Genomic DNA, 26,390 nt, shown 5'->3' with positions numbered 1-26,390 from the left:
CCGGGTCAGGTTGAGGGGACGTCGCCGACGGCACGTCATCGGTGCCGCGCGACCGCGTCGTCCGGGCATTGCGGTGGCTTCCCGTTCCGAATCGGTGCCGGACGCGGTCTCCTCGGCCGCGTCTTCGACGGTTGCCGCCTCCGGGTCCCCGGCGGACTCCCCGACCACCTCTCCTGACGGGTTGTCCCGACCGGGCCGAGGCCGCTCTGCACGCCGTGATCGTCCTGGGAGACGCCATGTCCCTGCGAGGCTGACCGTTGAAGCCGCCTCGCCAGGGTCACTGACCGCCGTCACGTGCCGCGCGGCGGGGGCCAGTGATGGTCGTGCAGGCGGTACACCATCCCGTCCGGAGACGTGACCATTCGTGCCTCGCGCCGGGAGGCCCCCCTCTCAGAGTCACCGGGCTCCAGGAGGGGGCTCAGCGGACTCAGCTCAGGCCTCGCCATGGCCATACCGAAGACGAAACGCGCCCAGTCACGCCGCGCCGGGCTCCGTGCGGTTTGATGTATCCAGTCGATCAGCGTTCTCGGTAGCGTGCTCTACTGCATGGAGTGATCATGCGGCCGGCTGGTCTGTACGAGGGATTCCGGCGGAAAGTAGCGAGGCTGCGATGAGCGAACTGACGAAGCCCGAGATCGAACTTCCGGGGGGTGATGCTCCCCAGGAGCTGACGATCCGGGACCTCGTCGTCGGGGACGGGCCTGAGGCGAAGCCGGGCAGGGTCGTCCGAGTCCACTACGTCGGGGTCACCTTCGAGTCCGGAATGGAGTTCGATGCCTCCTGGGACCGCGGCCAGCCGTTCAAGTTCGCCGTGGGGGGTGGCAGGGTCATCAAGGGCTGGGACCGAGGACTCAGGGGGATGAAGGTCGGCGGTCGGCGCGAGATCATCGTTCCCCCGCGCCTCGGCTACGGCAACCAGTCCCCGTCGCCGTTGATCCCGGCGGGTTCCACGCTCGTCTTCGTGGTGGACCTGCTCTCAGTAGTCTGAGGAAGGCCTGCCCGTCGCGGTACGGAGCTGCTCACATCGCCCACATGTGCTTCCTCACCCCCTCCGCTCTGATCCTCAAGCCGATTCCTGGCATGCCCCGGCCGGAACTACAGCCGGGGGCACTCAGGCGTAGAGACACAGTCCGGGGTCAGAGGTGCCGCATGAACGGTGCGCTCATCCTGGACAGAGAGGGCTGGCCAAGGCCGTACGGCGCGACCGCGAGGCCCACGCGTGGCTCGCCGCCGCCCGTGCCCCCCGGTGATCGCCTCGGCCGCGGCGCTCGTCGAGGTGATCCACCCCAGGGTCAATGACGCCGCGCTCCCATGGACGCCGCCTCGGTCCGGGTCGGGCAGGTCATCCAAGTCCTCGCCTCGCCCCCGGCCACCCCTGCTGCGCAATGTGCCGGGCAAGCAGGCCGCTAAGGGCTGTCCCGTAATCCCCGGCGGGCGCACGGCGCCGGCTACGGCACCTCTCCGCGTTGTCGGAACGCCCGAACACGCCCAGTATGGGGGCGCCCCTCCGCCTTGCCATGCACCGCATCCGACGCCGTGCGCTGACCCACCGGGGATTACGGGACAGCCCTTAGCCGCTGGGGTGGCCGCCGGCTCCTGGGCTCGTACGCCGCGATATCCCGGTGGCGTGCCCGTCCCGATCCGGTATGCCTGTGCCGTGACCGCACCCGACACCGTCGACCTCGAAGCCCCCGCCACGTGGCACACCGGCTTCGGCCTCGGATGAACGTGAAGCGGACGTCATGCGACTACGGCGAAGCCCTGGCTCCCGGACCGGCTATGACAGGGACGACCACGGCTGTGGTGTCAGTCCGCTGAAGTATCCTTCCCGCCACCGCACACCGACTGGGAGGACCCAGAGAATTGACCGGCCTGTCTGCTTTCCCGCTGCCCTTCCATGCTTCGCGTTCCATATCGTTCGCGACACCCCGAACGCTGCGGGAACTTCAGATGATGGAGTGCAGCTCACACATTCGGGCGAAGGCGGGGTGGTTCGACAAGATGAACGATGCCGACATCGTCGCCAGGTGGACGCAGGAAGCGGTCGCCCAGGGCCTCACCGAAGCGCAGGTTCGTTACGTGCTTGCCGAACTCGTGCATTACGCCGCTCTGCGAGACGGACGAACCGGCGTCGAGGTGTCCGCCGTCGACGGGGTGTGGCAGTCGGACACGCTGGTCGACGACGAGCTCAGATCGCGGCTGCGCGAGGCGGTTCGGGTTCTGGAACAGGTCCCCGAAGCCGAACAGGACTGGCATCCCGGATCCGACGGCCAGGTACTGGATCTGGTTCATCCCTCGCTGTTCTGCCTGGTGAGAGAGGTGAGTGGTGCGCCCGAGCGGGCTTGGCAGAACCCGACGGACCGCTACTCGAGGTACGAATTCTCGGAGAAGTTCCAGTGGCTGCCCACGGATGTCGACGTCAGTGACGACGGCGATGTCACGTTCCGTTCGTACGTGAACAACGTCCACCCCGAGACTCACCGCGAACTGGCCTCCGTCCTGCCGGACTTGTTCGCGCGCATGCTCCCGCTGCTGGAGAACGTGCTCACCGACCTGCGCCATCCGCGGCCCCTGCGGATCGAGGCCGATCCTTACGGGTGGTACGACTCGGAGCCGGAGTATCCGGACAAGTCCTCCTACGGTGATGATGAGGCTTACGCAGAAGCCCGTCGTGCATGGGAACAGGCCCAGGACGACTGGTGGGAGAACCGCCGCCCGGTCATCCCGGACGCCCCGGCCTTCACCCCGCCCAAGTTGCCCGATGCATCCGCCCGAGTCGACCTGCGCGGCCGCCGTCTCCAGGTCATCGTCAAGCTCGCCGCCATTCACCTCACCCCGGACAAGCCCGAGTACCCCGGCGGCTCCTGGCACGTCGAGGGGATGATGAACGAGCGGATCGTCTCGACCGGCATCTACTACTGGGACAGCGAGAACATCACCGAAAGCCGGCTGAGTTTCCGGGCGGCACTCGACGACCCGAACTACGAACAGAACGACGACAACGGTCTGCGTGAGGTGTACGGCCTGGAGGACGAAGACGCACTGAACCAGATACTGGGATCGACATCGACCCCAGCGGGCCGCTGCCTGGCGTTCCCGAACATCCTGCAACACCGCGTCGGCTCATTCCGCCTCACAGACACCACCCGCCCGGGGTATCGCAAAATACTCGCGTTCTTCCTGGTCGACCCGTCGGAAAAGATCGTCTCGACATCCGATGTGCCACCGCAACAACCATGGTCCGACACCTCGACCATGACGCTCGAGCAAGCGAAGAACTACCGCGAACAACTCATGCAGGAACGCAAGTTCTTCATCGACGAACACAACGAGCAGCTCTACGAACGAGAATTCTCCCTCTGCGAGCACTGAACCTCAGCCTGGACGACGGCGCCGACTCCCTGATAGGCCTTCGAGAAGGCGGGTCGTGCCCGAGGGAGAGGTGACTCACCTGCTGCCGGGCGTCCGCGTCCGCGCGATCACGATGGGCTCTTCGATGAGCCGAACGGTCGGCGGTGTGTTGGGTACCGGTCGTGTCCACGCGGCGCGGATGTCCGCAACCTCTTCGAGGTGCCAGTCCCGGCAGGTGGCGTCGAGCGCCAGCGGGTAGAGGGTGAGTGCGCCGTCCCGTGCGATGTGCATCCGAAGGAATCCCGTGCGGTCGTCGATGGACTGCCCGGACATCTGCCACTCGGCGACCAGGCCCCGGTCCGTCCACAGCACCCACAGGGCGAAGAGCTGGGAGCCGAGGGATGCGCCCATCACAGCAGCGACGACCAGCAGTATCGCCAGGAGCCAGAGCCCGTTCCAGGAGGGTGGGACCGACCGGGCCACCGCGACAGTGACGGACAAGGCTGCGACGGTGACCGCCAACTGAAACAGCACCGCCACGATCGGGCCGGACGGCGCCCTGGGCCGCCGTCCGCGCAGCACGTTCCCCCAGCCGAACACGAAGGGCAGAACGAAGAGGGCGACGCTTGTGCCGAGCAGGCAGAGCACGTCGTCGATGCCGGCTCCACGGAGGGCGTCGACGGGATTGTGTCTGCCCTCGGCCAGCGCGAACGCGCCACTCGCCACCAGGACGAGCACGACCTGCACCGCCCCGGCCAGTACCGCGAACCCGGGGTTGCGCCGCGGGAGCCAGTACCGCGACCAGGGCTTGGCGATCGCACGCGCGAGCGAGCGGGACTCCTCCGCATCGGGGTACGTGTGGGGTGCGCGGGCGAATACCGGCGGCGGGACGTCCTTGTCCCGCATCCGCGAGGTGGCCGGCGGCAACGGCAGATCGTTCGGGAGCCTGTGGGTGGCTGCCAGGTACGCGCCGCCCAGGCCGCACGTCACCAACTGGCGCCGCCGGGGGTCCGGAGGCAGAGCGTCGTCGGATCCGGGCCGGTCATCGGGCAGCCGTTCCGCGTAACGGGCGTAGTGGTGCTTGTCGCCGGTCAGCCACAGTCGAATCGACGCGCCCGTGTCCTCGGTATCTCCGGTCGCCCGGTCGATCCGGGTCCGTACGATCTTTTGGTCGAACCAGTGCAGGGAGTTGAAGGCGTCGGGATCTTCGTCACTCTTCACCCACGTGGGCGTGGAGGAGCAGACGATCACGCTGTCGCCCGGCAGCAGCTGCGGCGAGAGGTAGGACTCGAAGTAGCGCCGCTGCGGATCGTCGAAGTAGGAGCCGAGTTGGCTGTCCAGCCCGACGAGCCACCAGCGCTGAGGCAGTTGCACGGCGAAGTAGCTCCGGGTCTGCCGGGTCTGCCAGCCGCCGATGGGCGATTCTTGGGCGAACATCCGCAGGAAGGCGGTGAGTCCGTCGTACCAGTCGTGGTTGCCAGGCAGCACCACCATGAGCGGCCGGTCCGGTGCCGACGGGAGCGCGGCTCGGTAGGGCTCCTTCATCCGGTCCTCGTACGCCGTCGCCGACGCCACCGGGTACACCTCGTCACCGCCGAGGACGAGCAGCGCACCACGCGGGAGCGACCCGGGCCCGGCGACGGGGAGTCGGGCCGCCGCCAGTGCGGATGCCACCGAGTACGTCGCCTCGAAGCCGTCGCCCAGGTCGGCGACGAAGTCGATCCAGATGTCCTCGGCGCCGGGATCCGCCAAGGGTGCCCGCAGGAGACCGGCCTGCAGCGCGCCCTGTATCTCGCGCTTGTCCGAATAGCCGGCGAACACGGCGGCCAGCCCCACCTTGACCGCCGTACGCGTCAGTTCCCTCGGCGCCATCCAGCGCACCGGTTCCTGCGGGGTGAACCGGAGCGCCGCCGCGTGCATGCGCAACTCATGGACATCCACGATGGCTCCTTCGTCGGCCCGAGCTCGGTCACAGCGGTGACCAGGGCAAGAGGTTCTGCGCGTACACATCCCACAACTTGCCGAAGAAGAACTGCCCGAAGCGTCCCAGCGTGGTCACCCGGCCGGACAGCGTTGCCGCTTCGACCCGGAAGGTGGTGAGTTGCTTCAGGAAGTCGGTCGGTCGGATGCGCACGGTCCCCGAGGCCACCAACTCGGCTTCGGACTCTTCGTCGGCATCGACGTGGCCACGAACAATGCGCGTGTAGAGGACGGACGTGTCCCTCCAGACTCCCCGACGGGAATCCTCGCTCACGTCCTTGTATCCACTGAGTGTGAGCCGATGACCGGCTCGGTCGGTGAAGAACAAGCGGTAACGCATCCGAAGGTGTTCCGGGTCGGAGTGCTCCACGAACAGCTGGAAGGTTCCTCGCTCGACCGGGAGTCGTCCGCCCAGCTCCTGGCAGACGATCTCGCCCCGCAGTGAAGCTTCGTGCTCCGGACCGACGATGAAGCCGTCCACACCCCGGATGTCGATGGTCACGTGCAAGGCCAAGTTAGCCGCTGCTCCACCCTCCGACGAGGCTCCCTTCTGGAAGTCGCTCTCGCCGAAGGCGACGCGGCCGACCATGCGTTCGGTGAACCGGATGCGGGTCGGGTCGTCGGGGCGGTCCGGAGGGGCGCCGGGCTTCCAGGGGATCCCCTGGTCCGTGCACCACTGGCGAGCACGATGGACTCCGAGTTCCACGGCCTGGGCGAAACGGTCCCTGCTGAAGTTGATCAGGTAGTTCAGGGGGACCTCCGCGCTCAGGAGCCTCACGTCGATCAGGCGTCCGAACTCTCCCTGGCCTCCTCCGTGGATGGCCGCGTTGCTGGCCTCGATCCGACGCAGCCAGTGCTTCAACTGACCGTTGGCCGCCGTTTCGATGATGTGGAAGTAGTTGGCCACGAAGCCGTCCCGCCAGCGGTGCCGGCGGCTTACCGTCCAGATGATCCACAGTTCGTCGCAGCCTCGCCGAATCGCCTCCTCGACGTTTGCGTCGGTGATGTAGACCGGGTCGATGTAGGTCTGCCCATCGATGACGACGGGAGGGAACCACATGGGCAGTGCCACCCCGGCACAGAAACGCTCCTCGTCCATGCGGTCGGCGGTCACCGTCTCCAGTTCATTGGAGCTGAAGTTGTAGAGGTTGAAGGTGGCTTCCCGATCGGTGGCCCGGATCGCCTCCCAGTCCAGCCCCCAGCCCGGGAAGACGCGACGCCGATAGCCGTCCAGCGTGAAGACGGAACGGGCGTACGGCCCTTTCGGCAACTCGCGCCAGTTCGGGGTGACGCCTTTCAAGGGAGAGAGCTTGCGCCAGTTGTCCGCTATCTCGTGCCCGGACATCCCCTGGCAGTACATGGCGAGGTTGAACACACCTCCGCTGGCACCGTCGGCGTGGTCGAACTGCAACTCGGCCTCGTCGAGCAGGACCTGGAGGACTCCCGCCTGGAAAGCCACCTTCAGCCCGCCGCCGGCGAGGATGAGAGATCTGCGCGGGGATCCGCTGCGGGGCTCGGTGCCCGGTCCGGTCGTCATGAGGGCCTCGTAGGGTTCTTCCGGTGATCCTCGATGATGCGGTCGGCCGACCGGTCGGCCAGCGCCGCGATGGTCAGGGAGGGATTCGGGCCTACGGGTCCGGGCATCACCGAGCCGTCGGCGATCGACAATCCCGGACAGCCGTACACGCGCCCGAAGGGGTCCACCACGCCTTCCCGTGCGGTGCGTCCCATCGGCGCGCCGCCCACGGGGTGCACGGTGATGAGGCGGTTGAGCCACCACAGGGGATTCGAGGCGTAGCGCCCGCCCAGGCTGTGGGACACACGCTCCATGGCCTCGTTCATCTGGTCGAAGTACTGATCGGAGGCGGCCAGATGCCAGTCGAGGTCCAGAAGTCCGTCCCGGAGGAACAACCGGCCGTTGGGGACGTCCCTGCCCATGCCGAGCAGTGGCAGGGAAGTCGCGGTGAACAGCCCCTTGCCCATGGCGTCACCGAGCTGTCGCCCCACACGGCTCCTGGCGGTTCTGGTCAGCTGCGACCACCCTCGCCGCAGCAGGAACCGCGCGACCCTGTTGGACATGGTGAGCACATTGTCCTCGACGAGCCAGTTGAGGAATTCCGGGTAACCGGCGTCCTCGATGTAGAAACCGCGGACGGTCTCGCCGTCAGCCTTGCGGTTCATGACCATCGCACTCGTGATGACCGGGCCGAAACTCGGCTCCATCATGCGCGGCGCCGTCGCCCCGGTCCCGTCCTGACGCCTCTCCCGTGCTTTGAACACCAGCCCGAGAAAGTCCCCGTTCCCCGAGAAATGGGTGCCCAGCGCCGGGCTGAGTGCAGGAAAGGCGCTGCGGTTCCTCAGCAGCAGATAGGCGGTGCCGAGCGTGCCGGCAGAGAGGATCAGCTGTCTGGTCCTGACGGTGCGCCGCGCGGGAGGAGCGAGCGGATCTCCGTCTCCGGCAGCCCCGTGCTCGATGTACGAGACGAGGAACCCCTCCTTGACCCGTTCGAACGAGCGGACCTCGCAAAGGGTCCGGATATCCACCCCGCGCCGGTTCGCGGCACTGAGGTAGGTGAAATCCAGGCTGTTCTTGCTGCCGAAGTTACAGCCCAGGTCGCATTCACCGACAAGTCTGCACGTATAGCGCGGGCTGTGGTGCAGATTGTCCTCACCGCCCTCGATGGGAGCGCCGGGCACCGGGGGGTCTCCGAAGGAGACGGCCAGCAGGGGAAGCTCCCACGGAAGGCCCAGCCGCGAGGCCGCCTCCTGCATGGCGATGGTCTTGGGGGTGTCCTGGTAGGGCTTCACACCGAACGGGTACCGCTGCGCACCCATCATGGTCTCGACGCGATCGTAGTGAGGATCGAGATCCGCACGTGTGACGGGCCAGTCCTCGTAGCCGCCGTCGAACGACTCGTGCACGAACCAGCTTTCCGGCTTGCGAATCATCACGTTCGCATAGATCAAGGAACCTCCGCCCAGCCCGCTGGACACGAGGGCGTCGAGCTTCGAGAAGCTCCACATGTCGTACATCCCGTACAGCTGGGAGTCCGGTTCCCAGAAGTTCTTGGCCGCGTCATGGGGGCTCCGTGGAAAGGACCCGGGCGGGAAGGGCTTCCCTCTTTCCAGAAGGCATACGCGCATGTCGGCCTCGGCCAGGCGAAATGCGGTCACGGACCCGCCGAAACCCGACCCGACGACGACAGCATCGAAAACGTCCACGCTCGCCACCTCTAGAGGCCGAAGCCCCATGGCCTGACTTCCCCCGCATGCGGCTGCTGCACGCACGACCTCATTCCATGGTTCACCCACGTACGGTGACGCGCACGTCGTAGCGTCGGCCCGCACCGGCACCAAGGCCGTCTCAGCCTGCGCCGGCAGGGGCGTCGCCCTCGCCGGTACCGCCGCAGAGGCCGGTCGGTCAGCTCGTCGCCCGTACCGCGTTCCTGATCAGGTCGGCGACCAGGGTGGGCTGGGACAGGGCTACGGCGTGGGAGGCGTCCGGGATTTCGACGACGACGGCTCCGGCGCGTTCGGCGCCGAAACGCTGGACCTCGGGGCTGATCGTGCGGTCGGCCCCGGCCACCAGGGCCCAGGACGGCTTCGCCCGCCACGCCGCCGCCGACGCCGTCTCCGTGAAGGCGGTTGCGGCGAGCGGTCGTTGGGTCGCAGCGAGAATGCAGGCGACGTCCTCGGTCACGTCCGCCGCGGTAGCACGCCCGCCGCCTCGGCGGCTCGGCACACCCCGAAGTTACGAGCGACCCGACCGACCGTATTTACTTCCTGCGCCCAGGAGTTGGCACGACAGCGCACCACCGGTCGGGACCGAGAGCCGCGCCCGTCCCGCAAGCCCGGCGGAGGCGGACCTCGCCCGCGGAGCCGGCGGCCATCCGTCGCGCGGCCGGTGCAGTGCCTTGTGCCCCATGGGTTTCGCCCCCCGCACCGCAACCGGACCCGCCCAGGACCGCCGAAAAGTATGCCTTTACGTCCTCGCTGTTGCGGGTGTTGCGCACGAGGTCGGATGCCCGCCGATCCGGAGGCGGGCGGCATCGTTCGGCGGCGCGCAAGGCGACTTGCGCGCCGCGGGCGTGCCGCGGCCCGGACCGGAACACCATTGTGACTTCACGGTGGACTGAGCCCGTGGCCCGTGCGTCGCTCGCCCTCCTCGGGCACCTCCGACCGCAGCGCGGCCGCATGACGGCGGGTGTCGTGCTGGGTCTGCTCGGCAGCGTGATGGGCCTGGCCCAGCCCATGGTGGCCAAACAGGTGATGGACGACATGGGCCGAGGAGGCCCGGCGTACGGCCCGGTGATCGCCCTCAGCGTGCTGGTCGCGGCGGGAGGGATCCTCGCCGGCCTCGGGCACTACGTCCTGGACCGGTCCGCGGAGTCCATCGTCTGCGCCGCCCGGCGCCGACTGACCGATCGTCTGCTGGCGCTGCGCGTACCGGTGGTGGAACGCACCGAACCGGGAGACCTGATCTCCCGCGTCACCTCCGACACGGCGCTGCTGCGGCAAAGCGCTCCTCAGGCGGTGTCGGCCGCGGTCACCGGCACCCTGATCACCCTCGCGACGGTGGTCATGATGGGCCTGCTCGACGCCGTGCTGCTCGGCATCACGCTCGGCGTGGTCGCGTTCGTCGGCATCGTCGTCGCTGTCGTGGCCCCGCGGATCGGTCGGGCGACCCGGCATACGCAGGAGGCGGTCGGCCGCATGGGCGCCGCGCTGGAACGAGCCCTGGGCGCCTTCCGTACGATCAAGGCGTCGGGTGCCGAACGACAGGAGGCGCTAGCGCTGTACCGGGCGGCCGAGCACGCCCGGCGTACCGGTGTCCGCGCTGCCGCCTGGGAAGCGTTGTCCGCGACCCTGTCGGCGGTCGTCGTGCAGGTCTGCTTCCTGGTCGTGCTGGGGGTGGGGGGCGCGCGCGTCACCTCCGGCGCCATCGACGTCTCCACCCTGGTCGCCTTTCTCCTCTACCTCTTCGCGCTCGCACCCCGGATCGGCCAGTTGGTGGAAGGCGTCGGCCAGTTCCAGATCGGTTCGGCCGCCGCCTCCCGGATCCGGGAGGTCGAGAGCCTGGAGGTCGAGAGCCTGGAGGTCGAGAGCCTGGAGGTCGAGGACGCTCACTACGGAACCGAAGGCAGTGCGAGCCGGCCGAAAGCGGATCAACTGCCCGCCCGCGTGGCCTTCCGCGACGTCCGCTTCGCCTACCGCCCCGGCCTGCCCCAGGTCCACCACCGTGTCTACTTCACCGTTCCCGGCGGAGGCCTGACCGCGTTCGTCGGGCCGTCCGGCACGGGCAAGACCACGGTCTTCTCCCTCATCGAACGCTTCTACGACCCGGACGCCGGCCACGTACTGCTGGACGGGAAAGACGTGCGGCAATGGCCCCTGGCCGAACTCCGCGCAGCCATCGGATACGTAGAACAGGACACGCCCGTCCTCGCCGGCACCCTGCGGGAGAACCTGACGCTGGGCGCGGTCGATGCCACTGAGGAGGAACTCCGCCACGCCCTGCGCCTCGTCCGCCTCGACTCGGTGACGGACCGTCTGCCCCGTGGCCTCGACACCGACGTCGGCCACCGCGGCAGCAGTCTCTCGGGCGGCGAGCGCCAGCGCGTCGCGATCGCCCGGGCCCTGCTGCGCCGCCCGAGACTGCTGCTGCTGGACGAAGCCACTTCGCAGCTCGACGCGGCCAACGAGGCGGCACTGCGCGACACCATCACCGACGTCGCGGGTCGCGTCACCGTCCTCGTCGTCGCCCACCGGCTATCCACGGTCACCACGGCCGACCGCATCGTCGTGATGGAGGCCGGCCACGTACGGGCGGTGGGCACCCACTCCGAACTCCTCGAAGCGGATGCCCTTTACCGCGAACTGGCCACCACCCAGCTGCTGAACGGCCGGTGAGCAACACCGGCCCGGAACCCCGACCTCGTGCCGCGGCGGCGCGAGCGGCGCCCTGTACGGTTCGCAGAAAACTTCGGCCGGCGGTGAATCCTTTCCGGACCGCCCCGCCTCTTATCTGCGTACCGGCCGAACCGGGCCGGCAGAACCGGGAGGAAACGCCAATGATGGTCACTGGCCTCGTAGTGATCGGAGTCCTGCTCGTGGGCGCGTGCAGCTGGCACCTGATGCGGCGTTACAAGAGCCGAAGCTGACCAGAGCCGAAGCTGACCAGAGCCGCGCAGGGCGCCCTTCCGGATATGAGTAGCAGATGAAACAACGTTTCCCCTGGCCGGACGACCGGCTGATCAAGGCCGCTCAGGACGGCGACGCCACGTCGCTCGCCACCGTCGTCATGGAATCGCAGCCTCATGTGCGCAAGTTCGCCATGTCGCTGTGCGCCTCGCCGCAAGACGCGGAGGACGCGGCACAGGAGGCGCTGATCACCCTCTACCGGAAGATCGGCACCTTGCGGGCCACCGGCGCGCTCGCCTCATGGATGTTCCGGATCGTGCGCAACGAATGCCTCCGGCAGGTACGGCTGCTCGTCTCGCGGAGGGACGAGGCGTCGGCCGACCCGGAGGCGTCCGCGGAACGCTCCGCCGAGGACGCGGTGCTCCACAGGCTGGAGGTGGAGCGAATCTCGGCTGCGATCAGCGCCCTTCCCCCTGACCAGCGGCAGGTCCTGATCATGCGGGACATGCAGGGCCTGCCCGGCAAGACCGTCGCCCATTCGCTCGGTCTGAGCAGCGCTGCGATGAAATCCCGGCTGCACAGAGCACGCACAGCACTGCGTCACTCATTGGCAGTGACGGACCGGGCACCCGATCAAGCCATCGACCTACCAGTGGGAGAAGACTCACGACCATGAAGACCGCGAAGCCCCCGCACGACGAGAAGGCCCGGGCCACCGCACGGCCCGGGGCGCCCGAGATGAATTTCGCCAGCAAGTCCGTCCCGCGCCACCTGGCGCGCGGCGCCATCGGCTTCGGGCTGATCATCGGCTCGATCGCCCTGGTGCCCATCGCCGGCCCGGCCACCCTGCTGGCGGCCCCGTTGGCCCTGATCGCCTTCCGCGGCTGCCCCACCTGCTGGATGGTCGGCCTGGCGCAGACCATCTCGCGCGGCCGTCTGGAGCGCCAGTGCGTCGACGGCGTCTGCACCCTCACCAAGGCGCACCCGGCGGCGAATGCCGTGGCCGCGTCGACCGCCGGCAGCCGCTGAAACGGAGGCCGCAGACCTCCGCACACAGCGGAACTCACAGGACGTCACCGGCACAGCAGCGTCGCACGGAGGTCGAGACGATGGTCGAGCCGGGAGAGGGGCCTCGAGGCGCGGTCGGACGTTCCGTCGCCTGAGCCCCTTGCCCGGACTGACCCCATGACGCTTTTGCTCCACAATCCAGGACATCCAACTCTCATATGCGAGAGTCTCAACAAATTTTCTTCGGAAATGCGATTCCACTTCGCGTCACGTGGGCATGAAGGGGAGGCAGCCGCCCACCCGCACTGGAGGCAACCATGCACGGGACCGACACCGCGCCGCTTACCGTCGCGCCCGCGATCCCGTCACCGGCCGCTCCGGCGCTCCTCATCACCGGCGAGGTGCGCCGCCCCATCACACTCACCATCGAGCACTTGCGGACCCGATGGCCGCAGCACCAGGCGCAGGTGGTGTTCGACTGCGCGACCGAGGGACCACAGCAGCACAGCTTCGAAGGCCCGCTGCTTCGCGAGGTCGTCTCCGCAGCCGAGCCCGCGTTCGACCCGTGTCGGCGCAAGGACCGCTCCCGCTTCCTGCTCACCGCCGAAGGCGGGGACGGCCACCACAGCGTGCTCGCCTGGGCGGAGGTCGACGAGGACTTCGGCGACGCCCCCATCCTGCTGGCCACCCGCATGGACGGGCGGGACCTCGACGCCGAGGGCAGTCAGCTCGTCGTGCCGACGGACCGCTGCGGAGCGCGCTACGTCAGCGCCCTCACCCGTCTCCGCATCGACGCTTGCCCGGCCCCCGCCTAGACCACGGCCCGCAGCGCGGGGTTCAGCGACGTGGAGCCTCCTGGTAGTGCGGCTTCCGCACCGCCGGCTTCCTCATGACGACGGCCGCCCTGGAGACCGAGCGCGGCGCCCCGCACGACGACGGCAGGCTCGACGACCTGCCCCGCGCGTTCAAGGACAACAACTGCCGCTGTACGGGCTACCGCGCCATCGAGGACGCCGTGCGCGGCGTCCAGCACGCCGAGCGGCCCTGCACGGGCAGAGCGGTGCCATCGGGCCGCTGGGCTACGGCCGTTGCGTGCGGCAGTTCCTCGTCGGGCCTGCGCGGGCAGCCGGCGTACGAGGAGGCGCTCGTCATCGTACGAGCGACCCCCTGAGGCTGATCAGACCGCGGCGAGCGAGATCTCGGTGGACTTGATCAGCGCGACGACGGAGGACCCGGCGGCCAGGCCGAGCGCGTCGACGGCGTCCTTGGTGACGGCGGCGGTCAGTTCACCGCCCTCGACGGAGACCTTGACGGAGCCCATGGCTCCGCCGGTCGCGACCTCGGTGACGGTGCCCGCGATCTGGTTGCGGATCGAGATGCCGTCCACCGGGGCGGTGGCGAGCGCGACTTCGGTGGACTTCACGAGCGCCTTCACCTCGGAGCCCTCGGCGAGGCCGAGCTCCTTGACCGCGTCGGCGGTGATCGCGGCGGTGATGTCCTGACCGCCCGCCAGACGCACCCTCACCGTGGCCATTGCTTCGCCCGTGGTGACGGCCGTAACCGTGCCGGCGATCTGGTTGCGGATGCTCAGGCTCAAGGAAACACGCCTCACAAAAGACTGGTTCTGAACCGCAGACCCTTCTGCGGCCTGGGCCTTTCCCGACCCTACGGCAAGCCGATCACACCCCTGCGCAGGCGCATCGCAGCCGCTGACCGAGTAGGCCATTTCGGGGTCGCGGATCCGAACCGCGAGACCCTCTGGATGAACCACCATCTCGGAACGGGTCCCCAACGCCGGATTCCGTGTCGGGATCCAGTCGTACCCGGGGCCGGCTGTTGATTGACCGACTCGGGCACCGGCCGCCGCACCAGTGGGGCGGCTCTCACTGCGACAGCCGTGGCCGGTGCAGGAGCCCCTGCGCGCCGCTCGCGGTGTTCGGCGCGCGGCGACCGTTCTTGCGGGCCATCGGCACCGACCCGTCTCGCAGACTGATCGACACCTGGCCTATGCGGTGATCCAGCGGGCATTCTTACGCGGATGCCACTTGGATCAGCTGAAGTGGCTCGAATTTGAGGAGCCCTCCATGGCGGTCACGGTCCTGCAGTACCCATCCCAGGGAGACCTGGCGTCAGCCATCGACAGCGCTGTCACCGCGGCAGGCCTGAGGAGTCGGACGATCCGGCTCTGGGCCGACGAGCCGCCACCCGCGGACCTCACGGGAATCGAGGGACTCATCGTCATTGGGAAGGGCCGCGCGCGTCGGGGCAGATGACGATCTCACTTCGCGGGTCCCACCGACGTCGGCCTTCTGCGGAGCGCTCTCGCCGCCGAAGTACCCGTACTGGCGGCGGGCCCGGGGGCAGGGTGCTGGCCGTGGCAGCTGGATCCGCGAACCGGACCGAGCGCGACGCCCGGGGCGGGTGCGGGCGGACGAGCTTCACTACGGCAGCCGATGTCGACCCCCTGTTGGCAGGGGCCGCTCCGACGGCCTCCGGACTCCGGTCTGCCGCCGGCAGCGGGAATTTGCCCCATGGCGCAGTGGCCCTGGTCTCCTGTGACCTGCACGCCGTGCACGCGTTCCGGATCGGAAGCAGTGCCCGGGGCGTGGACTTCGAACTCGGGGACGACGTCGGACTCGCGCCTTGGTGGGACGGGGTGATCGGCAGGTTCGCCGCGCTGGTGGCCGGCCTTCTTCACCCGCCGGGCCGAGGCCTGGGAGGAGCGCTTCGCCTACCAGACCCCGGCCTACGCGGCCGCAGTCGCGCGGACGCGCCTGAAGCCGGGCGGTCGAACGGTCGACCTCGGCTGCGGCACCGGGCGAGCCATGCCGGCACTGCGCGCCCACGTCGGAGACACCGGCAGCGTCCTGGGCATCGACGTCACCCCGGCGATGCTCGCGGCTGCCGGCCGCGCCCCCGCCTCCACCGCCGTTGCCGCCGCGCCCGCCGTTGCCGCCGGGGCCGCCGTTGCCCGGGTTGAGCAGGCCGGTGTTGGGGTCGGTGTCGCCGCCGGGGATGCCGGGGCCGCCCAGCTTGGAGTTGGGCTGCCGGTGCCGTGGGCGCTCTGGGTCGCGCCCCCGCCGGCGGTGCCGGAGCCCTGCGGGCCATCGGCCTGGCCACCGGGCCCGCCGGTCAGGCCGCCGCCGTCGCCTCCGCGCAGCTGCGGTCCGCCCTTACCGGCGCCGCCGCCCCCGCCGGCGACCAGGATCCGCTCGGCCGGGCCGAACGATCCGACCCGGAGGTCGGAGGCCCCGCCGCCGGAGCCCCCGCCGCCGTGCGCGCCGCCGTCGCCCGCTCCGTGGCCGTAGCCACCGGGCCGGGCGTACTCCCCGTGCCGGGAAGTGCCGGGTATGCCGGCGGCGCCCACCGTGAGCTGGAGGACCTGGCCCGGGGTGACGGCCAGGGTGGCGCGGGTGTGGCCCCCGAGGCCGCCGGGGACCCGGCGTTGGACGGGTTGGGGGCGACGTATCCGGCGGCGCTGCCGCCCTCGGCGCCGAACAGGTCCACGGTCATCACGGAGCTGACTCCGGCCGGGACGGTGAAGGTGTCGGTGCCGGGCGCGGTCCAGGCGCATACGGCTCGGCTGTCGGTGGTGGCCGTACCGGTCGTCCCGCAGCCGGGTTCGGCCGCGGCGGCCGTCGCGGCGGGCTGCCTGGCCTCGCCATGCGGCGCATCGCCGACCTCTACCGCGGCGAGGCCAAGCCGAAGCGCAGGATCGGTGCCCCCACGGCCACGTTCTCCGCCCCCGCTTCCGCGGCCGGGCAGAGGGCCTCCTCGGCTGCGGAACCGGCCGACGTCCTACAGCGCACAACCCGCTCAGGACCGGGCTGCCCGGACGTGGCTGCGCTCCGTACCTACGGCACGGCATCCGCACCGACGGCCCGCCGGTAGGCAACGTGTCCGCCCAGCGCGCCGCTCACGGCGACCGCCGTCAGCCCGGCGAGGGACCAGCCCCGGCCCTTGGCCGTGTGGCCCCGCACCCTCGCCCTGAGGGACAGGGCGTAGCAGGCGATCACGGCCACGTTCGACACCGCATGGGCCAATCCGACCCGGGCCTCCCGCGGCGGCAGATCGGCCCAGTCGAGCCAGCCGGCAACGGCCGCCGGACCGGCCCCCGCCAGTCCGACGGCCGTGAGCGTCGAGGCCGCGGGCTGCCCTCCGGGCACGACGTCCATCACCCCGGCCGACAGCAGGCAGCCGACCGGCACCTGCACCAGTACGGGATGCAGCGGATGCCCCAAGGGCCTGCCTCGCAGGATGTCGCGTGCCCCGCCCAGCGGAACAGCCCGGATGGCCCGCTGGAGAACACGAATTACCGGATCCACGATGGTGGTCCGTTCGATGTGGTCCACGGTTCTCAGCCATCCGGCGGACGCCGTATCGAGAGCCCCGGCCGGGCTCGTCTTCCCGGACCTGATCTGTGTGTTCATGGAGGTCGCCTACCCACCCTCGCTCCGCCACGCCCGCCGGTCACCGAATTCCCAGCCAGATGGCCGCCGGGATGTCATGCGCCGGCCACGCCCTCGCAGTCACTCCAGCAGGTCACTCATTTCGGTTCATCTGTTCAGGCCCGGCGGGACGACAAAAACATACCGGCACGGGTTCGGCTTCTGACGGAAAGCGGTGAGTGACCTGCCGGGCGGCAGCGCCATATGTCTCAGAGGAATTTCGACTGCTTGTTACGCGAGGGCGCCCTGCGTGTTCTCGTGGCCGTGCGGTCCGCGGTGCGCGACCATACGGACGCCGCCATGGCGCGCCACGGGCGCGGATCGCAGTACTCGAATCGGAAAAGCAGACAGCGTCAAGAGCAAGCAGCCAGCAGACGGAAACACCGAGACAGGAAGAAGGACGGACGTGTCCGGCAGCGAAAGCGAGAACCCAGCAATCCCCTCCCCGGCCCCTGCGCCGACCAGCCCCAAGACGAACCGGGACTGGTGGCCGAATCAGCTGGAACTTCAGGTTCTCCACCAGCATTCGCCTCGGTCCAATCCGATGGGTGATGACTTCAACTACGCGGAGGAGTTCGCGACCCTGGACGTCGACGCGCTGAAGCGGGACGTCTTCGAGGTGATGACTACGTCGCAGGACTGGTGGCCTGCCGACTACGGCCACTACGGCCCGCTCTTCATCCGTATGAGCTGGCATGCCGCGGGTACGTACCGCATCGCCGACGGCCGCGGCGGTGGCGGCTCCGGCGCTCAGCGCTTCGCACCCCTCAACAGCTGGCCGGACAACGCGAGCCTCGACAAGGCGCGCCGTTTGCTCTGGCCGGTCAAGCAGAAGTACGGCCAGAAGATCTCATGGGCCGACCTTCTGGTATTCGCCGGCAACTGCGCCATGGAATCGATGGGGTTCGAGACGTTCGGGTTCGGCTTCGGGCGAGAGGACATCTGGGAGCCAGAGGAAATCTTCTGGGGGCCCGAGGACACGTGGCTCGGAGATGAGCGCTACAGCGGGGACCGGGAACTCTCCGGTCCTTTCGGTGCAGTGCAGATGGGGCTGATCTACGTCAATCCGCAGGGACCCAACGGAAACCCGGATCCGATCGCTGCCGCCAGGGACATTCGCGAGACGTTCGCCCGTATGGCGATGAACGACGAGGAGACGGTCGCGCTCATCGTCGGCGGCCACACGTTCGGCAAGTGCCACGGCGCGGTCGATCCCGAGTACATCGGTCCGGAACCCGAGGCCGGCCCGATCGAGCAGCAGGGCCTCGGATGGAAGAACTCCTACGGCAGCGGCATGGGCGTCGACACGCTCACCAGTGGGCTCGAAGGCGCATGGACCACCGAGCCGACGAAGTGGGACAACGGCTACCTGGACAACCTGTTCAAGTACGACTGGGAGCTGACGGCGAGCCCGGCCGGTGCGCACCAGTGGACCCCCAAGGATCCCTCGGCCCAAGGCACGGTGCCCGATGCGCACGACCCGTCGAAGCGGCACGCTCCCATGATGCTGACGACGGACCTCTCGCTGAAGCTGGACCCGGTCTACGCGCCGATCTCGAAGAGCTTCCACGAGAACCCGGCCAAGCTCGCGGAGGCGTTCGCCAAGGCCTGGTACAAGCTGTTGCACCGCGACATGGGGCCCCTCTCGCGTTACCTCGGCCCGTGGATCGCCGCGCCGCAGCTGTGGCAGGACCCCCTCCCCGAGGTCGATCACGCGCTGGTCGGGGACGCGGAGATCGCCGATCTCAAGGCCCGGATCCTTGCCTCGGGGCTGTCCATCTCCCAACTGGTCACCACCGCCTGGGCGGCGGCGGCGAGCTTCCGCGGCACCGACAAGCGGGGCGGGGCCAACGGGGCACGGATCCGACTCGCGCCGCAGAAGGACTGGGAGGTCAACGACCTGCCCGAGGTGGCCGAGGTGGTGCGGACCCTCGAACAGCTCCGGCAGGACTTCAACGCCTCACAGACCGGTGGAACGAAGGTCTCGCTCGCCGATCTGATCGTCCTGGGCGGGTGCGCGGCCGTCGAGCGGGCCGCGAAGAACGCCGGGCACGACGTCACGGTCCCGTTCGCACCGGGGCGCACGGACGCCTTGCAGGAGCAGACCGACGTGGAGTCGTTCGCCGTACTCGAACCGAGGGCCGACGGATTCCGCAACTACCTCCGGGCGGGAGAGAAGCTGTCGCCGGAGACTCTCCTGCTCGACCGCGCAAACCTGTTGACGCTGACCGCACCCGAGATGACGGTCCTGACCGGCGGCATGCGGGCCCTGAACACCGGCTTCAAGGGGTCCCCGCACGGTGCCTTCACCGACCGGCCGGAGACGTTGACCAACGACTTCTTCGTCAACCTGCTCGACATGGGTACGGAGTGGAAGGCGTCGGCCTCGGCCGAGAACGTCTTCGAAGGCCGGGACCGCGCCACGGGCGAGGTCAAGTGGTCCGCCACCGCGGTCGACCTGATCTTCGGTTCGAACTCCCAGCTCCGAGCCCTCTCGGAGGTCTACGCGTCCAGGGACGCGGGAGAGAAGTTCGTGCGTGACTTCGTGGCTGCGTGGGACAAGGTGATGAACCTCGACAGGTTCGACCTCGTCTGAGCCCGATGCACCGGCCGGTCTCCCACTGATCCGTCAGGACGGGGCAGGCCGTCCAGGGTCCCGCCGGATCCTCGCGTGCGCGAGGATCCGGCGGGATTTCTGTTGGGCCGTCGACGGCACGGCGGCCCGGCAGGGCCGTGCGCTGCCTTTCGCGTCAGGGGGGCGTCAAGGGTTCCGGGGCACCCGTATGGAGGCCGTCAAGGCGGCTCAACGCCGTGGTGAAGACACGGTTGTCTGGTCATCGGCCACCTGGCCGATTCCTTACTTCCGACTTCACTCAGGAGCTTGCGATGGCCGATCTGGCCTTCGTCGTCACTACGGTCGCGGTGTTCGCGCTGGTGGCTCTCATCGCCCGGGGGGTGACCAAGCTGTGACCGCCGAGACCGTCGTCGGCCTCGTCGTGGCCGTCTCCCTGCTCGGATACCTCGTCCTCGCCCTCGTGTACCCGGAGAGGTTCTGAGTCCTGATATGAGTCCCGTAACCGCCGGCGTGCTCCAGCTGCTCGCGCTGATCGCCGCGCTGGCGCTGGCCTACCGCCCGCTGGGCGACTACATGGCCCGCGTCTACTCCTCCGAGAAGCACTACCGGCCGGAGAAGTGGATCTACAAGGCCATCGGCGCCAACCCCGCCGCCGAGATGCGCTGGCCGGCCTACCTGCGCGCCGTCCTCGCCTTCTCGGCGGTGGGCGTCCTCTTCCTCTACGCCCTCCAGCGGGCCCAGGGCGTCCTGCCCGGCTCGCTCGGCTTCTCCGCGATCGACCCGGACCAGGCCTTCAACACCGCCGCCTCGTTCGTCGCGAACACCAACTGGCAGTCGTACGCCGGTGAGCAGGCCATGGGACACGTCGTGCAGACGGGCGGCCTGGCGGTGCAGAACTTCGTCTCGGCCGCGGTGGGCATGGCCGTCGCCGTGGCCCTCGTGCGGGGCTTCGCCCGCTCCCGTACCGGTGAGCTCGGCAACTTCTGGGCCGACCTGGTCCGCGGCACCGTCCGCGTACTCCTGCCGATCTCCGTCATCGGCGCGATCATCCTGGTCGCCTGCGGCGCGATCCAGAACTTCGCCGGAATCCACGAGGTCGGCCAGTTCCTGGGCGGCACCCAGCAGTGGAACGGCGGTGCGGTCGCCTCGCAGGAGGTCATCAAGGAGCTCGGCACGAACGGCGGCGGCTACTTCAACGCCAACTCGGCCCACCCCTTCGAGAACCCCACCCCGTTCTCCAACCTCTTCGAGATCTTCCTCGTCCTCGTCATCCCGTTCGCGCTGACCCGCACTTTCGGCAAGATGGTCGGCAGCGTGAAGCAGGGTTACGCGATCCTCGCGACGATGGCCACCATCTGGATCGGCTTCACCGCGCTGATGATGTGGACCGAGTTCGCCCACCACGGCCCGGCCTTCGACGTCGCCGGCGGCGCGATGGAGGGCAAGGAGACCCGGTTCGGGATCGGCGCCTCCGCGATCTTCTCGGTCGCGACCACGCTGACCTCGACGGGTGCGGTCAACTCCTTCCACTCCTCCTACACGGGATTCGGCGGCGGCATCCAGCTGCTGGGCATGCAGCTCGGCGAGATCGCGCCCGGCGGCGTCGGCTCCGGCCTCTACGGCATGCTGATCATGGCGATCATCGCGGTGTTCATCGCCGGCCTGATGGTCGGCCGCACCCCCGAGTACCTCGGAAAGAAGATCGGCACCCGCGAGATCAAGTTCGCGGCCTGCTACATCCTCATCACGCCCGCCCTGGTCCTGGGCTTCACGGCCGCCGCGATGGCCCTGGACACCCCGGCCGACTCGATGACCAACACCGGGGCGCACGGATTCTCCGAGGTCCTCTACGCCTACACCTCGGGCGCCAACAACAACGGCTCCGCCTTCGCGGGCCTGAACGCCGACACGCAGTGGTTCAACAGCACCATCGGCATCGCGATGCTGCTGGGCCGTTTCCTGCCCATGGTGTTCGTCCTGGCCCTGGCCGGCTCGCTCGCCGAGCAGAAGCCCGTTCCCGAGACCGCGGGCACGCTGCGTACAGACAAGCCGCTCTACACGGGCCTGCTCGTCGGCACGATCGTCATCGTCACCGGTCTGACCTACTTCCCGGCCCTGGCGCTGGGTCCGCTCGCCGAAGGACTCGCATCATGAGCACCGCCACACCCACAAGGGCTCCGCAGCAGGACGTGCCCGCCGGTCACGAGCCGGGCGCCGGACGCGTGGGCGGCGGACTCTTCGACCCGACGCAGCTGCTCAGGTCCTTCCCGGAAGCGGTCCGCAAGCTCGACCCCCGGATCATGATCAAGTCCCCGGTCATGTTCGTCGTGCTGATCGGCTCGGTCGTCACGACCGTCCTCGCGGTCAAGGACCCGACGGACTGGTTCGGCTGGGCCATCACCGCCTGGCTGTGGCTGACCACGATCTTCGCCAACCTCGCCGAGGCCGTCGCCGAGGGCCGCGGCAAGGCCCAGGCCGACACCTTGCGCAAGGCCAAGACCGACTCCGTCGCCCGCCGCCTGGCCAAGGACGGCAACGGCGAGGAGCAGGTCCCCGGCACGGAGCTGCGCGTCGGCGACCTGGTGGTCTGCGAGGCCGGCGACATCATCCCCGGCGACGGTGACGTCGTCGAAGGCGTCGCCTCGGTGGACGAGTCCGCGATCACGGGTGAGTCCGCCCCGGTGATCCGCGAGTCGGGGGGCGACCGGTCCGCGGTCACCGGCGGTACGAAGGTGCTCTCCGACCGGATCGTCATCAAGATCACGACAAAGTCCGGCGAGACCTTCATCGACCGCATGATCGCCCTGGTCGAGGGCGCGGCCCGGCAGAAGACCCCCAACGAGATCGCCCTCAACATCCTGCTGGCGTCCCTCACCATCGTCTTCCTGCTCGCGGTCGTCACCCTGCAGCCCTTCGCGATCTACGCGGACGCCGAGCAGTCCATGATCGTGCTCACCGCCTTGCTGGTCTGCCTCATTCCCACCACCATCGGCGCGCTCCTCTCCGCCATCGGCATCGCGGGCATGGACCGCCTGGTCCAGCGCAACGTGCTCGCCATGTCCGGCCGCGCGGTGGAAGCGGCCGGAGACGTCTCCACGCTGCTGCTCGACAAGACCGGCACCATCACCCTCGGCAACCGGCAGGCCTCCGACTTCGTACCCGTCAACGGCACCTCCGAGGCCGAGCTCGCCGACGCCGCCCAGCTCTCCTCGCTCGCCGACGAGACCCCCGAGGGCCGATCCGTCGTCGTCCTGGCTAAGGAGAAGTACGGCCTGCGCGAGCGCCACCAGGGCGAGCTCGCCCACGCCACCTGGGTCCCCTTCACCGCCCAGACCCGTATGTCGGGTGTGGACGTCGACGGTGCGAGGACCCGCAAGGGCGCCGCCGGCTCCGTCATCACCTGGGTCGAGGAGCAGGGCGGCCGGGTCTCCGACGACGCCGACCTCCTCGCCAACCGCATCTCCGAGGCCGGCGGAACCCCGCTCCTCGTCGCGGTCGACGACGAGGAGGGCGCCCGCGTCCTCGGGGTCATCCACCTCAAGGACGTCGTCAAGGAGGGCATGCGCGAGCGGTTCGACGAACTGCGCCGCATGGGCATCAAGACCGTCATGATCACCGGCGACAACCCGCTGACGGCCAAGGCGATCGCCGAAGAGGCGGGCGTGGACGACTTCCTCGCGGAAGCCACTCCCGAGGACAAGATGGCACTCATCAAGCGGGAGCAGGCGGGCGGCAAGCTCGTCGCGATGACCGGTGACGGCACCAACGACGCCCCGGCCCTCGCGCAGGCCGATGTCGGCGTCGCGATGAACACCGGCACCTCGGCCGCCAAGGAGGCCGGGAACATGGTGGACCTGGACTCCAACCCCACCAAACTCATCGAGATCGTCGAGATCGGCAAACAGCTCCTCATCACCCGAGGTGCGCTCACCACGTTCTCCATCGCCAACGACGTCGCGAAGTACTTCGCGATCATCCCGGCCATGTTCGCCGTGGTCTACCCGGGCCTGGACAAGCTCAACATCATGGGCCTGTCCTCCCCGAGCTCCGCGATCCTCTCCGCCGTGATCTTCAACGCGCTGATCATCATCGCGCTGGTCCCGCTCGCCCTCAGGGGCGTCCAGTACAAGCCGACCAGTGCCGACAAGATGCTCCGCCGCAACCTCGGGATCTACGGACTCGGCGGCCTGATCGCCCCGTTCATCGGCATCAAGATCATCGACATGCTCATCTCCCTCATCCCCGGCCTCGCCTGAACCAGGAACGTGCTGAGACGACAATGAACAACTCTGCAGGCAACACCGCGCGCCTGATCGGTGCGGGCCTCCGCGCCCTGCTCGTCCTGACCGTGATCTGCGGGATCATCTACCCGCTCGCCGTCACCGGGATCGCCCAGGCCCTCTTCGGGGACAAGGCCAACGGGTCCGAGATCAAGGACAGCAGCGGCCAGGTCGTCGGCTCCTCCCTCATCGGGCAGACCTACGACCTTCCGAAGCAGGACCCCGACGACGCCGAAGAGACCGCGAAGCCGGACCTGAGGTGGTTCCAGCCGCGCCCCTCCAACGGCCTGGGCGGCAACAGCGTCAACACCCGGTACTCGCTGATCCTTTCCGGCGCCACCAACCGCTCCGCGGACAACGGCGCCGTGGGCGGCCGGTGCACCGAGGACGCGGCGGAAGGCACGCTCTGCGCCCAGGTCGTCGCCGCCAAGGACGCCGTGATCGCGGACAACTCCACCGCCGGCTACCAGGTCAAGCCCGAGGACGTACCGGCGGACGCCGTCACCTCATCCGGCTCCGGCCTCGACCCGGACATCTCCCCCGCGTACGCCGAGCTCCAGATCCACCGCGTCGCCGAGCGGAATAAGCTCGACGTCAAGCAGGTCGAGAAACTCGTCTCGGACCACACCACCGGCCGGTTCCTCGGCTTCATGGGCGAACCCCGCGTCAACGTCCTCGAACTCAACACGGCCCTCAAGGCACTGCCCAAGAGCTGATGTTCCGCACCGCGCGGACCGGGAGCCGTCAGGGCACGGAATGCTCGCGCCCTGACGGCTCCCTACCGTGCCCGTAACGAAGGGGTGATCAATCTCCAGGCGCGGGAAAATCGAGGCCGAGGACGCCTCGGACGGCGGCTCCGCCCCGCGGCTCACGGCCGCCCGCAAGCCTGACGTGCTGATGCTGGACGACGGGCTGCCGACACCCAGGCCGACGAGGTCACCGTGGTCACGACCGAAGAGTTCCCCGTCGATCTGGTCGCGAAGAAGGTGCTGCGGTGGCGGAGACCCGATCGACGACTTGGCCCGTCTCGGAGCCGAGGTCACCGTTCAGAGCCAGCGCGTCGGTGAACTAACAGAGCCCGTGAAACTCCTGGGCGGCACGCTCCAGGTTCTGGACCAGGGCAGAGCCGAGATCCGGGGCGTCACCCGGTTCCAGAGCGGCGACCTCGCCGCCGAACGAGGCATCCCCCTGCCCTGGAGGACTACTACCTGTCGGTGACCGAAGAGGAGTTCCGTATCTCGGTACCGATGTCCCCCAAGGCCTTGGCAGGTGGGCCAAGGTGTCGGCCGGCTGCTGGAGAGCGCGGATCCGGACTTCGACAGCCCGGACCGCGGCGGCTGGGAGAGCGTTTTGCTTCGCGCTGTTCTCGCGGACAGGGTCGGTGTCCACACCAAAGCCCCACGATGTCAGACGGGCGTCCGGAGATGTCGCTGCCGGGCGTAGGCCGGATAAGCCACGGACGGGACTCGCGTTGTAACCGACGGGGCGGTGTGCCGCGTCTGCGGTACCGGGGACGGGCGGGACGCGGGAAAATCGGGTCCGTGGTCATGTTCTCCTCCAGCAGCGCGGAGCCTTCGGCGGCCGAGGTGCCGCACGCCCGGTACGCGGGCCGGCTGCCCGCCTCGCTGGAGAAACTCGCAGGTCCGGCGCAGGGTGTGGTCGAGCTGCCGCTGCACGTGGCGTGGCCCGGCCTGCGCGCCTACGACCTGGACCGCCCGCGCTTGCGCATGGGCCTGTACCGCACCGTCCTGGCAGAGGGGCAGCACGAAGACCTTGTGACCCTACGGAACCGCGACCTCCTCCTGGCACAGTGGCCCGTCCTGCGCACCATGGTCAGTAGGCACGTCCGTCAGGTGTGGGAGGAAGCCTTCCCCGAGCTGGCGACCGCGGGGTCCGCCGCGGCGTGAGGCTGAGCGACCGGCACCGGCGGCTCCTGGCCGCCGTCATCGACGTCGGCACCCCGTACCCCCTCGTGATCACCGGCGGGTACGCCGTCCAGGCCCACGGCCTCGTCGAGCGCCTGAGCCAGGACCTCTACGTCGCCACCCGGGAGGCGGGCCTGGCTGCGCGGGGCTGGCGAGTGCGCGTGATCGACGTGGACGCCCTGTCGGCCCGCCTGATGGCCGCCGACCCCGACACCGGCGAGGAGTGCGAGGTGGACGTCCTCAAGGAACACTTCTGGACGACGACTGCGCAAACCGAGTACGGGCCCGTCCTCGTCCGCGCCCTGGCCGACCGCGGCGCCGTCCGCGGCCTCATCGACGTGCGCGCGGCCTCTCACCACCGCACCATCACCGAGCTGGAGCGCCTCGGCAGGCGGCACGGTCGCGACGAGTTCCGTCTCCACGATCTCCGCGACCGCCTCGTCGGCGCGGACTGGGCCGACGACGAATTCGCCGCCTACGGCCTCACCGAGGACGGAACGGCCGAGCTGCGCGACTGGGCCCGGCACTGGGCGGGCGACCTCGACCCAGCGCCTGCACGAAAAACGAGGCCAGGACGAAGAGGCCCGACGCGCTGGGCGAGCCGTAAGGGGCATGATCGTGCCACAAGATCACCGGCGGCAGCGCAGCTCTGACCTCAGCTCCGCCGTCTTCTCGCCACGAG

The 26,390-nt window shown here is 69.0% G+C and carries 19 protein-coding genes and 4 pseudogenes; 16 read left to right on the top strand and 7 right to left on the bottom strand.

Annotated features, from left to right (window positions below):
* Window positions 1–610: 610 nt before the first annotated feature.
* Entirely contained in the window at window positions 611–988 is a 378-nt protein-coding gene (locus ACFYOB_RS07870; RefSeq protein ID WP_285440506.1) for an FKBP-type peptidyl-prolyl cis-trans isomerase, read from the top strand.
* An 875-nt stretch (window positions 989–1,863) separates the two neighbouring features.
* Complete coding sequence (locus ACFYOB_RS07865) at window positions 1,864–3,372, top strand: DUF4246 domain-containing protein (protein ID WP_388556035.1); 1,509 nt, start codon at window positions 1,864–1,866, stop codon at window positions 3,370–3,372.
* A gap of 75 nt (window positions 3,373–3,447) precedes the next feature.
* Here ACFYOB_RS07865 and ACFYOB_RS07860 read toward each other — a convergent pair whose 3' ends face one another.
* From ACFYOB_RS07860 to ACFYOB_RS07845, 4 genes and pseudogenes are all read right to left on the bottom strand, one after another.
* The gene (locus tag ACFYOB_RS07860; RefSeq protein WP_388556032.1) at window positions 3,448–5,292 is read right to left on the bottom strand and encodes a hypothetical protein; all 1,845 of its coding nucleotides are present in this window, start codon (window positions 5,290–5,292) and stop codon (window positions 3,448–3,450) included.
* Window positions 5,293–5,320: 28 nt separating this feature from the next.
* Window positions 5,321–6,868, bottom strand: a complete 1,548-nt coding sequence (locus ACFYOB_RS07855; protein ID WP_388556030.1) for a patatin-like phospholipase family protein — start codon at window positions 6,866–6,868, stop codon at window positions 5,321–5,323.
* Window positions 6,865–8,553: a GMC oxidoreductase gene (locus ACFYOB_RS07850; protein WP_388556028.1), complete on the bottom strand. Its 1,689-nt coding sequence runs from the start codon at window positions 8,551–8,553 to the stop codon at window positions 6,865–6,867. The genes ACFYOB_RS07855 and ACFYOB_RS07850 overlap by 4 nt, the downstream gene beginning before the upstream one ends.
* A gap of 199 nt (window positions 8,554–8,752) precedes the next feature.
* Window positions 8,753–9,040: pseudogene (locus tag ACFYOB_RS07845) on the bottom strand (alpha/beta fold hydrolase); the annotation flags it as partial.
* A 485-nt stretch (window positions 9,041–9,525) separates the two neighbouring features.
* On the opposite strand from ACFYOB_RS07845, the gene ACFYOB_RS07840 reads away from it, so the two are divergent.
* From ACFYOB_RS07840 to ACFYOB_RS07820, 5 genes and pseudogenes are all read left to right on the top strand, one after another.
* Window positions 9,526–11,241 (top strand): ABC transporter ATP-binding protein, encoded by a 1,716-nt coding sequence (locus ACFYOB_RS07840; RefSeq protein WP_388556769.1) that lies wholly within the window; start codon window positions 9,526–9,528, stop codon window positions 11,239–11,241.
* Window positions 11,242–11,548: 307 nt separating this feature from the next.
* Complete coding sequence (locus ACFYOB_RS07835; protein ID WP_388556025.1) at window positions 11,549–12,148, top strand: RNA polymerase sigma factor; 600 nt, start codon at window positions 11,549–11,551, stop codon at window positions 12,146–12,148.
* Window positions 12,145–12,501 carry a hypothetical protein gene (locus ACFYOB_RS07830; RefSeq protein WP_388556023.1) on the top strand — a complete coding sequence of 119 codons (357 nt, stop codon included), beginning with the start codon at window positions 12,145–12,147 and terminating at the stop codon, window positions 12,499–12,501. Before ACFYOB_RS07835 ends, ACFYOB_RS07830 begins: the two co-directional genes overlap by 4 nt.
* Before the next feature lie 296 nt (window positions 12,502–12,797).
* A complete protein-coding gene (locus ACFYOB_RS07825) occupies window positions 12,798–13,295 on the top strand; it encodes a molybdopterin-dependent oxidoreductase (RefSeq protein WP_388556020.1) in 498 nt (165 codons plus the stop codon).
* Between the two features lie 47 nt (window positions 13,296–13,342).
* Window positions 13,343–13,543 (top strand): annotated as a pseudogene (locus ACFYOB_RS07820) (2Fe-2S iron-sulfur cluster-binding protein); the annotation flags it as partial.
* Window positions 13,544–13,657: 114 nt separating this feature from the next.
* Here the strand turns inward: ACFYOB_RS07820 and ACFYOB_RS07815 are convergent.
* The 3 genes and pseudogenes from ACFYOB_RS07815 to ACFYOB_RS07805 form a co-directional block, all read right to left on the bottom strand.
* Window positions 13,658–14,077: a molybdopterin-binding protein gene (locus ACFYOB_RS07815; protein WP_388556017.1), complete on the bottom strand. Its 420-nt coding sequence runs from the start codon at window positions 14,075–14,077 to the stop codon at window positions 13,658–13,660.
* Between the two features lie 1,458 nt (window positions 14,078–15,535).
* Window positions 15,536–16,054 (bottom strand): annotated as a pseudogene (locus ACFYOB_RS07810) (glycine-rich protein); the annotation flags it as partial.
* 280 nt (window positions 16,055–16,334) lie between these two features.
* Window positions 16,335–16,910: a DUF2231 domain-containing protein gene (locus tag ACFYOB_RS07805; protein WP_388556014.1), complete on the bottom strand. Its 576-nt coding sequence runs from the start codon at window positions 16,908–16,910 to the stop codon at window positions 16,335–16,337.
* Window positions 16,911–17,334: 424 nt separating this feature from the next.
* Between ACFYOB_RS07805 and katG the strand changes: the two genes are divergently transcribed.
* The 9 genes and pseudogenes from katG to ACFYOB_RS07760 all read left to right on the top strand — a co-directional run.
* The gene (gene katG / locus ACFYOB_RS07800) at window positions 17,335–19,524 is read left to right on the top strand and encodes a catalase/peroxidase HPI (RefSeq protein WP_388556011.1); all 2,190 of its coding nucleotides are present in this window, start codon (window positions 17,335–17,337) and stop codon (window positions 19,522–19,524) included.
* Window positions 19,525–19,739: 215 nt separating this feature from the next.
* Window positions 19,740–19,898 (top strand): hypothetical protein, encoded by a 159-nt coding sequence (locus ACFYOB_RS07795; protein WP_388556007.1) that lies wholly within the window; start codon window positions 19,740–19,742, stop codon window positions 19,896–19,898.
* Entirely contained in the window at window positions 19,895–19,984 is a 90-nt protein-coding gene (gene kdpF / locus ACFYOB_RS07790) for a K(+)-transporting ATPase subunit F (protein ID WP_388556002.1), read from the top strand. The genes ACFYOB_RS07795 and kdpF overlap by 4 nt, the downstream gene beginning before the upstream one ends.
* 8 nt (window positions 19,985–19,992) lie before the next feature.
* Window positions 19,993–21,657, top strand: a complete 1,665-nt coding sequence (gene kdpA / locus ACFYOB_RS07785) for a potassium-transporting ATPase subunit KdpA (protein ID WP_388555998.1) — start codon at window positions 19,993–19,995, stop codon at window positions 21,655–21,657.
* Entirely contained in the window at window positions 21,654–23,759 is a 2,106-nt protein-coding gene (gene kdpB, locus ACFYOB_RS07780) for a potassium-transporting ATPase subunit KdpB (RefSeq protein ID WP_388555994.1), read from the top strand. Before kdpA ends, kdpB begins: the two co-directional genes overlap by 4 nt.
* A gap of 23 nt (window positions 23,760–23,782) precedes the next feature.
* Window positions 23,783–24,499, top strand: a complete 717-nt coding sequence (locus tag ACFYOB_RS07775; RefSeq protein WP_388555992.1) for a potassium-transporting ATPase subunit C — start codon at window positions 23,783–23,785, stop codon at window positions 24,497–24,499.
* Window positions 24,500–24,800: 301 nt separating this feature from the next.
* Window positions 24,801–25,001, top strand: a complete 201-nt coding sequence (locus ACFYOB_RS07770; protein ID WP_388555989.1) for a hypothetical protein — start codon at window positions 24,801–24,803, stop codon at window positions 24,999–25,001.
* Between the two features lie 329 nt (window positions 25,002–25,330).
* Window positions 25,331–25,690 carry a hypothetical protein gene (locus ACFYOB_RS07765; RefSeq protein ID WP_388556765.1) on the top strand — a complete coding sequence of 120 codons (360 nt, stop codon included), beginning with the start codon at window positions 25,331–25,333 and terminating at the stop codon, window positions 25,688–25,690.
* Window positions 25,687–26,250 (top strand): annotated as a pseudogene (locus tag ACFYOB_RS07760) (hypothetical protein); the annotation flags it as partial. The gene ACFYOB_RS07765 and the pseudogene ACFYOB_RS07760, both read left to right, overlap by 4 nt.
* Between the last annotated feature and the right edge of the window lie 140 nt (window positions 26,251–26,390).

Source organism: Streptomyces sp. NPDC006463 (assembly GCF_042870715.1).
Taxonomy (GTDB): domain Bacteria; phylum Actinomycetota; class Actinomycetes; order Streptomycetales; family Streptomycetaceae; genus Streptomyces.
Note: the sequence above shows the minus strand (reverse complement) of the source record. Positions and strands in the feature narration are given on the sequence as shown.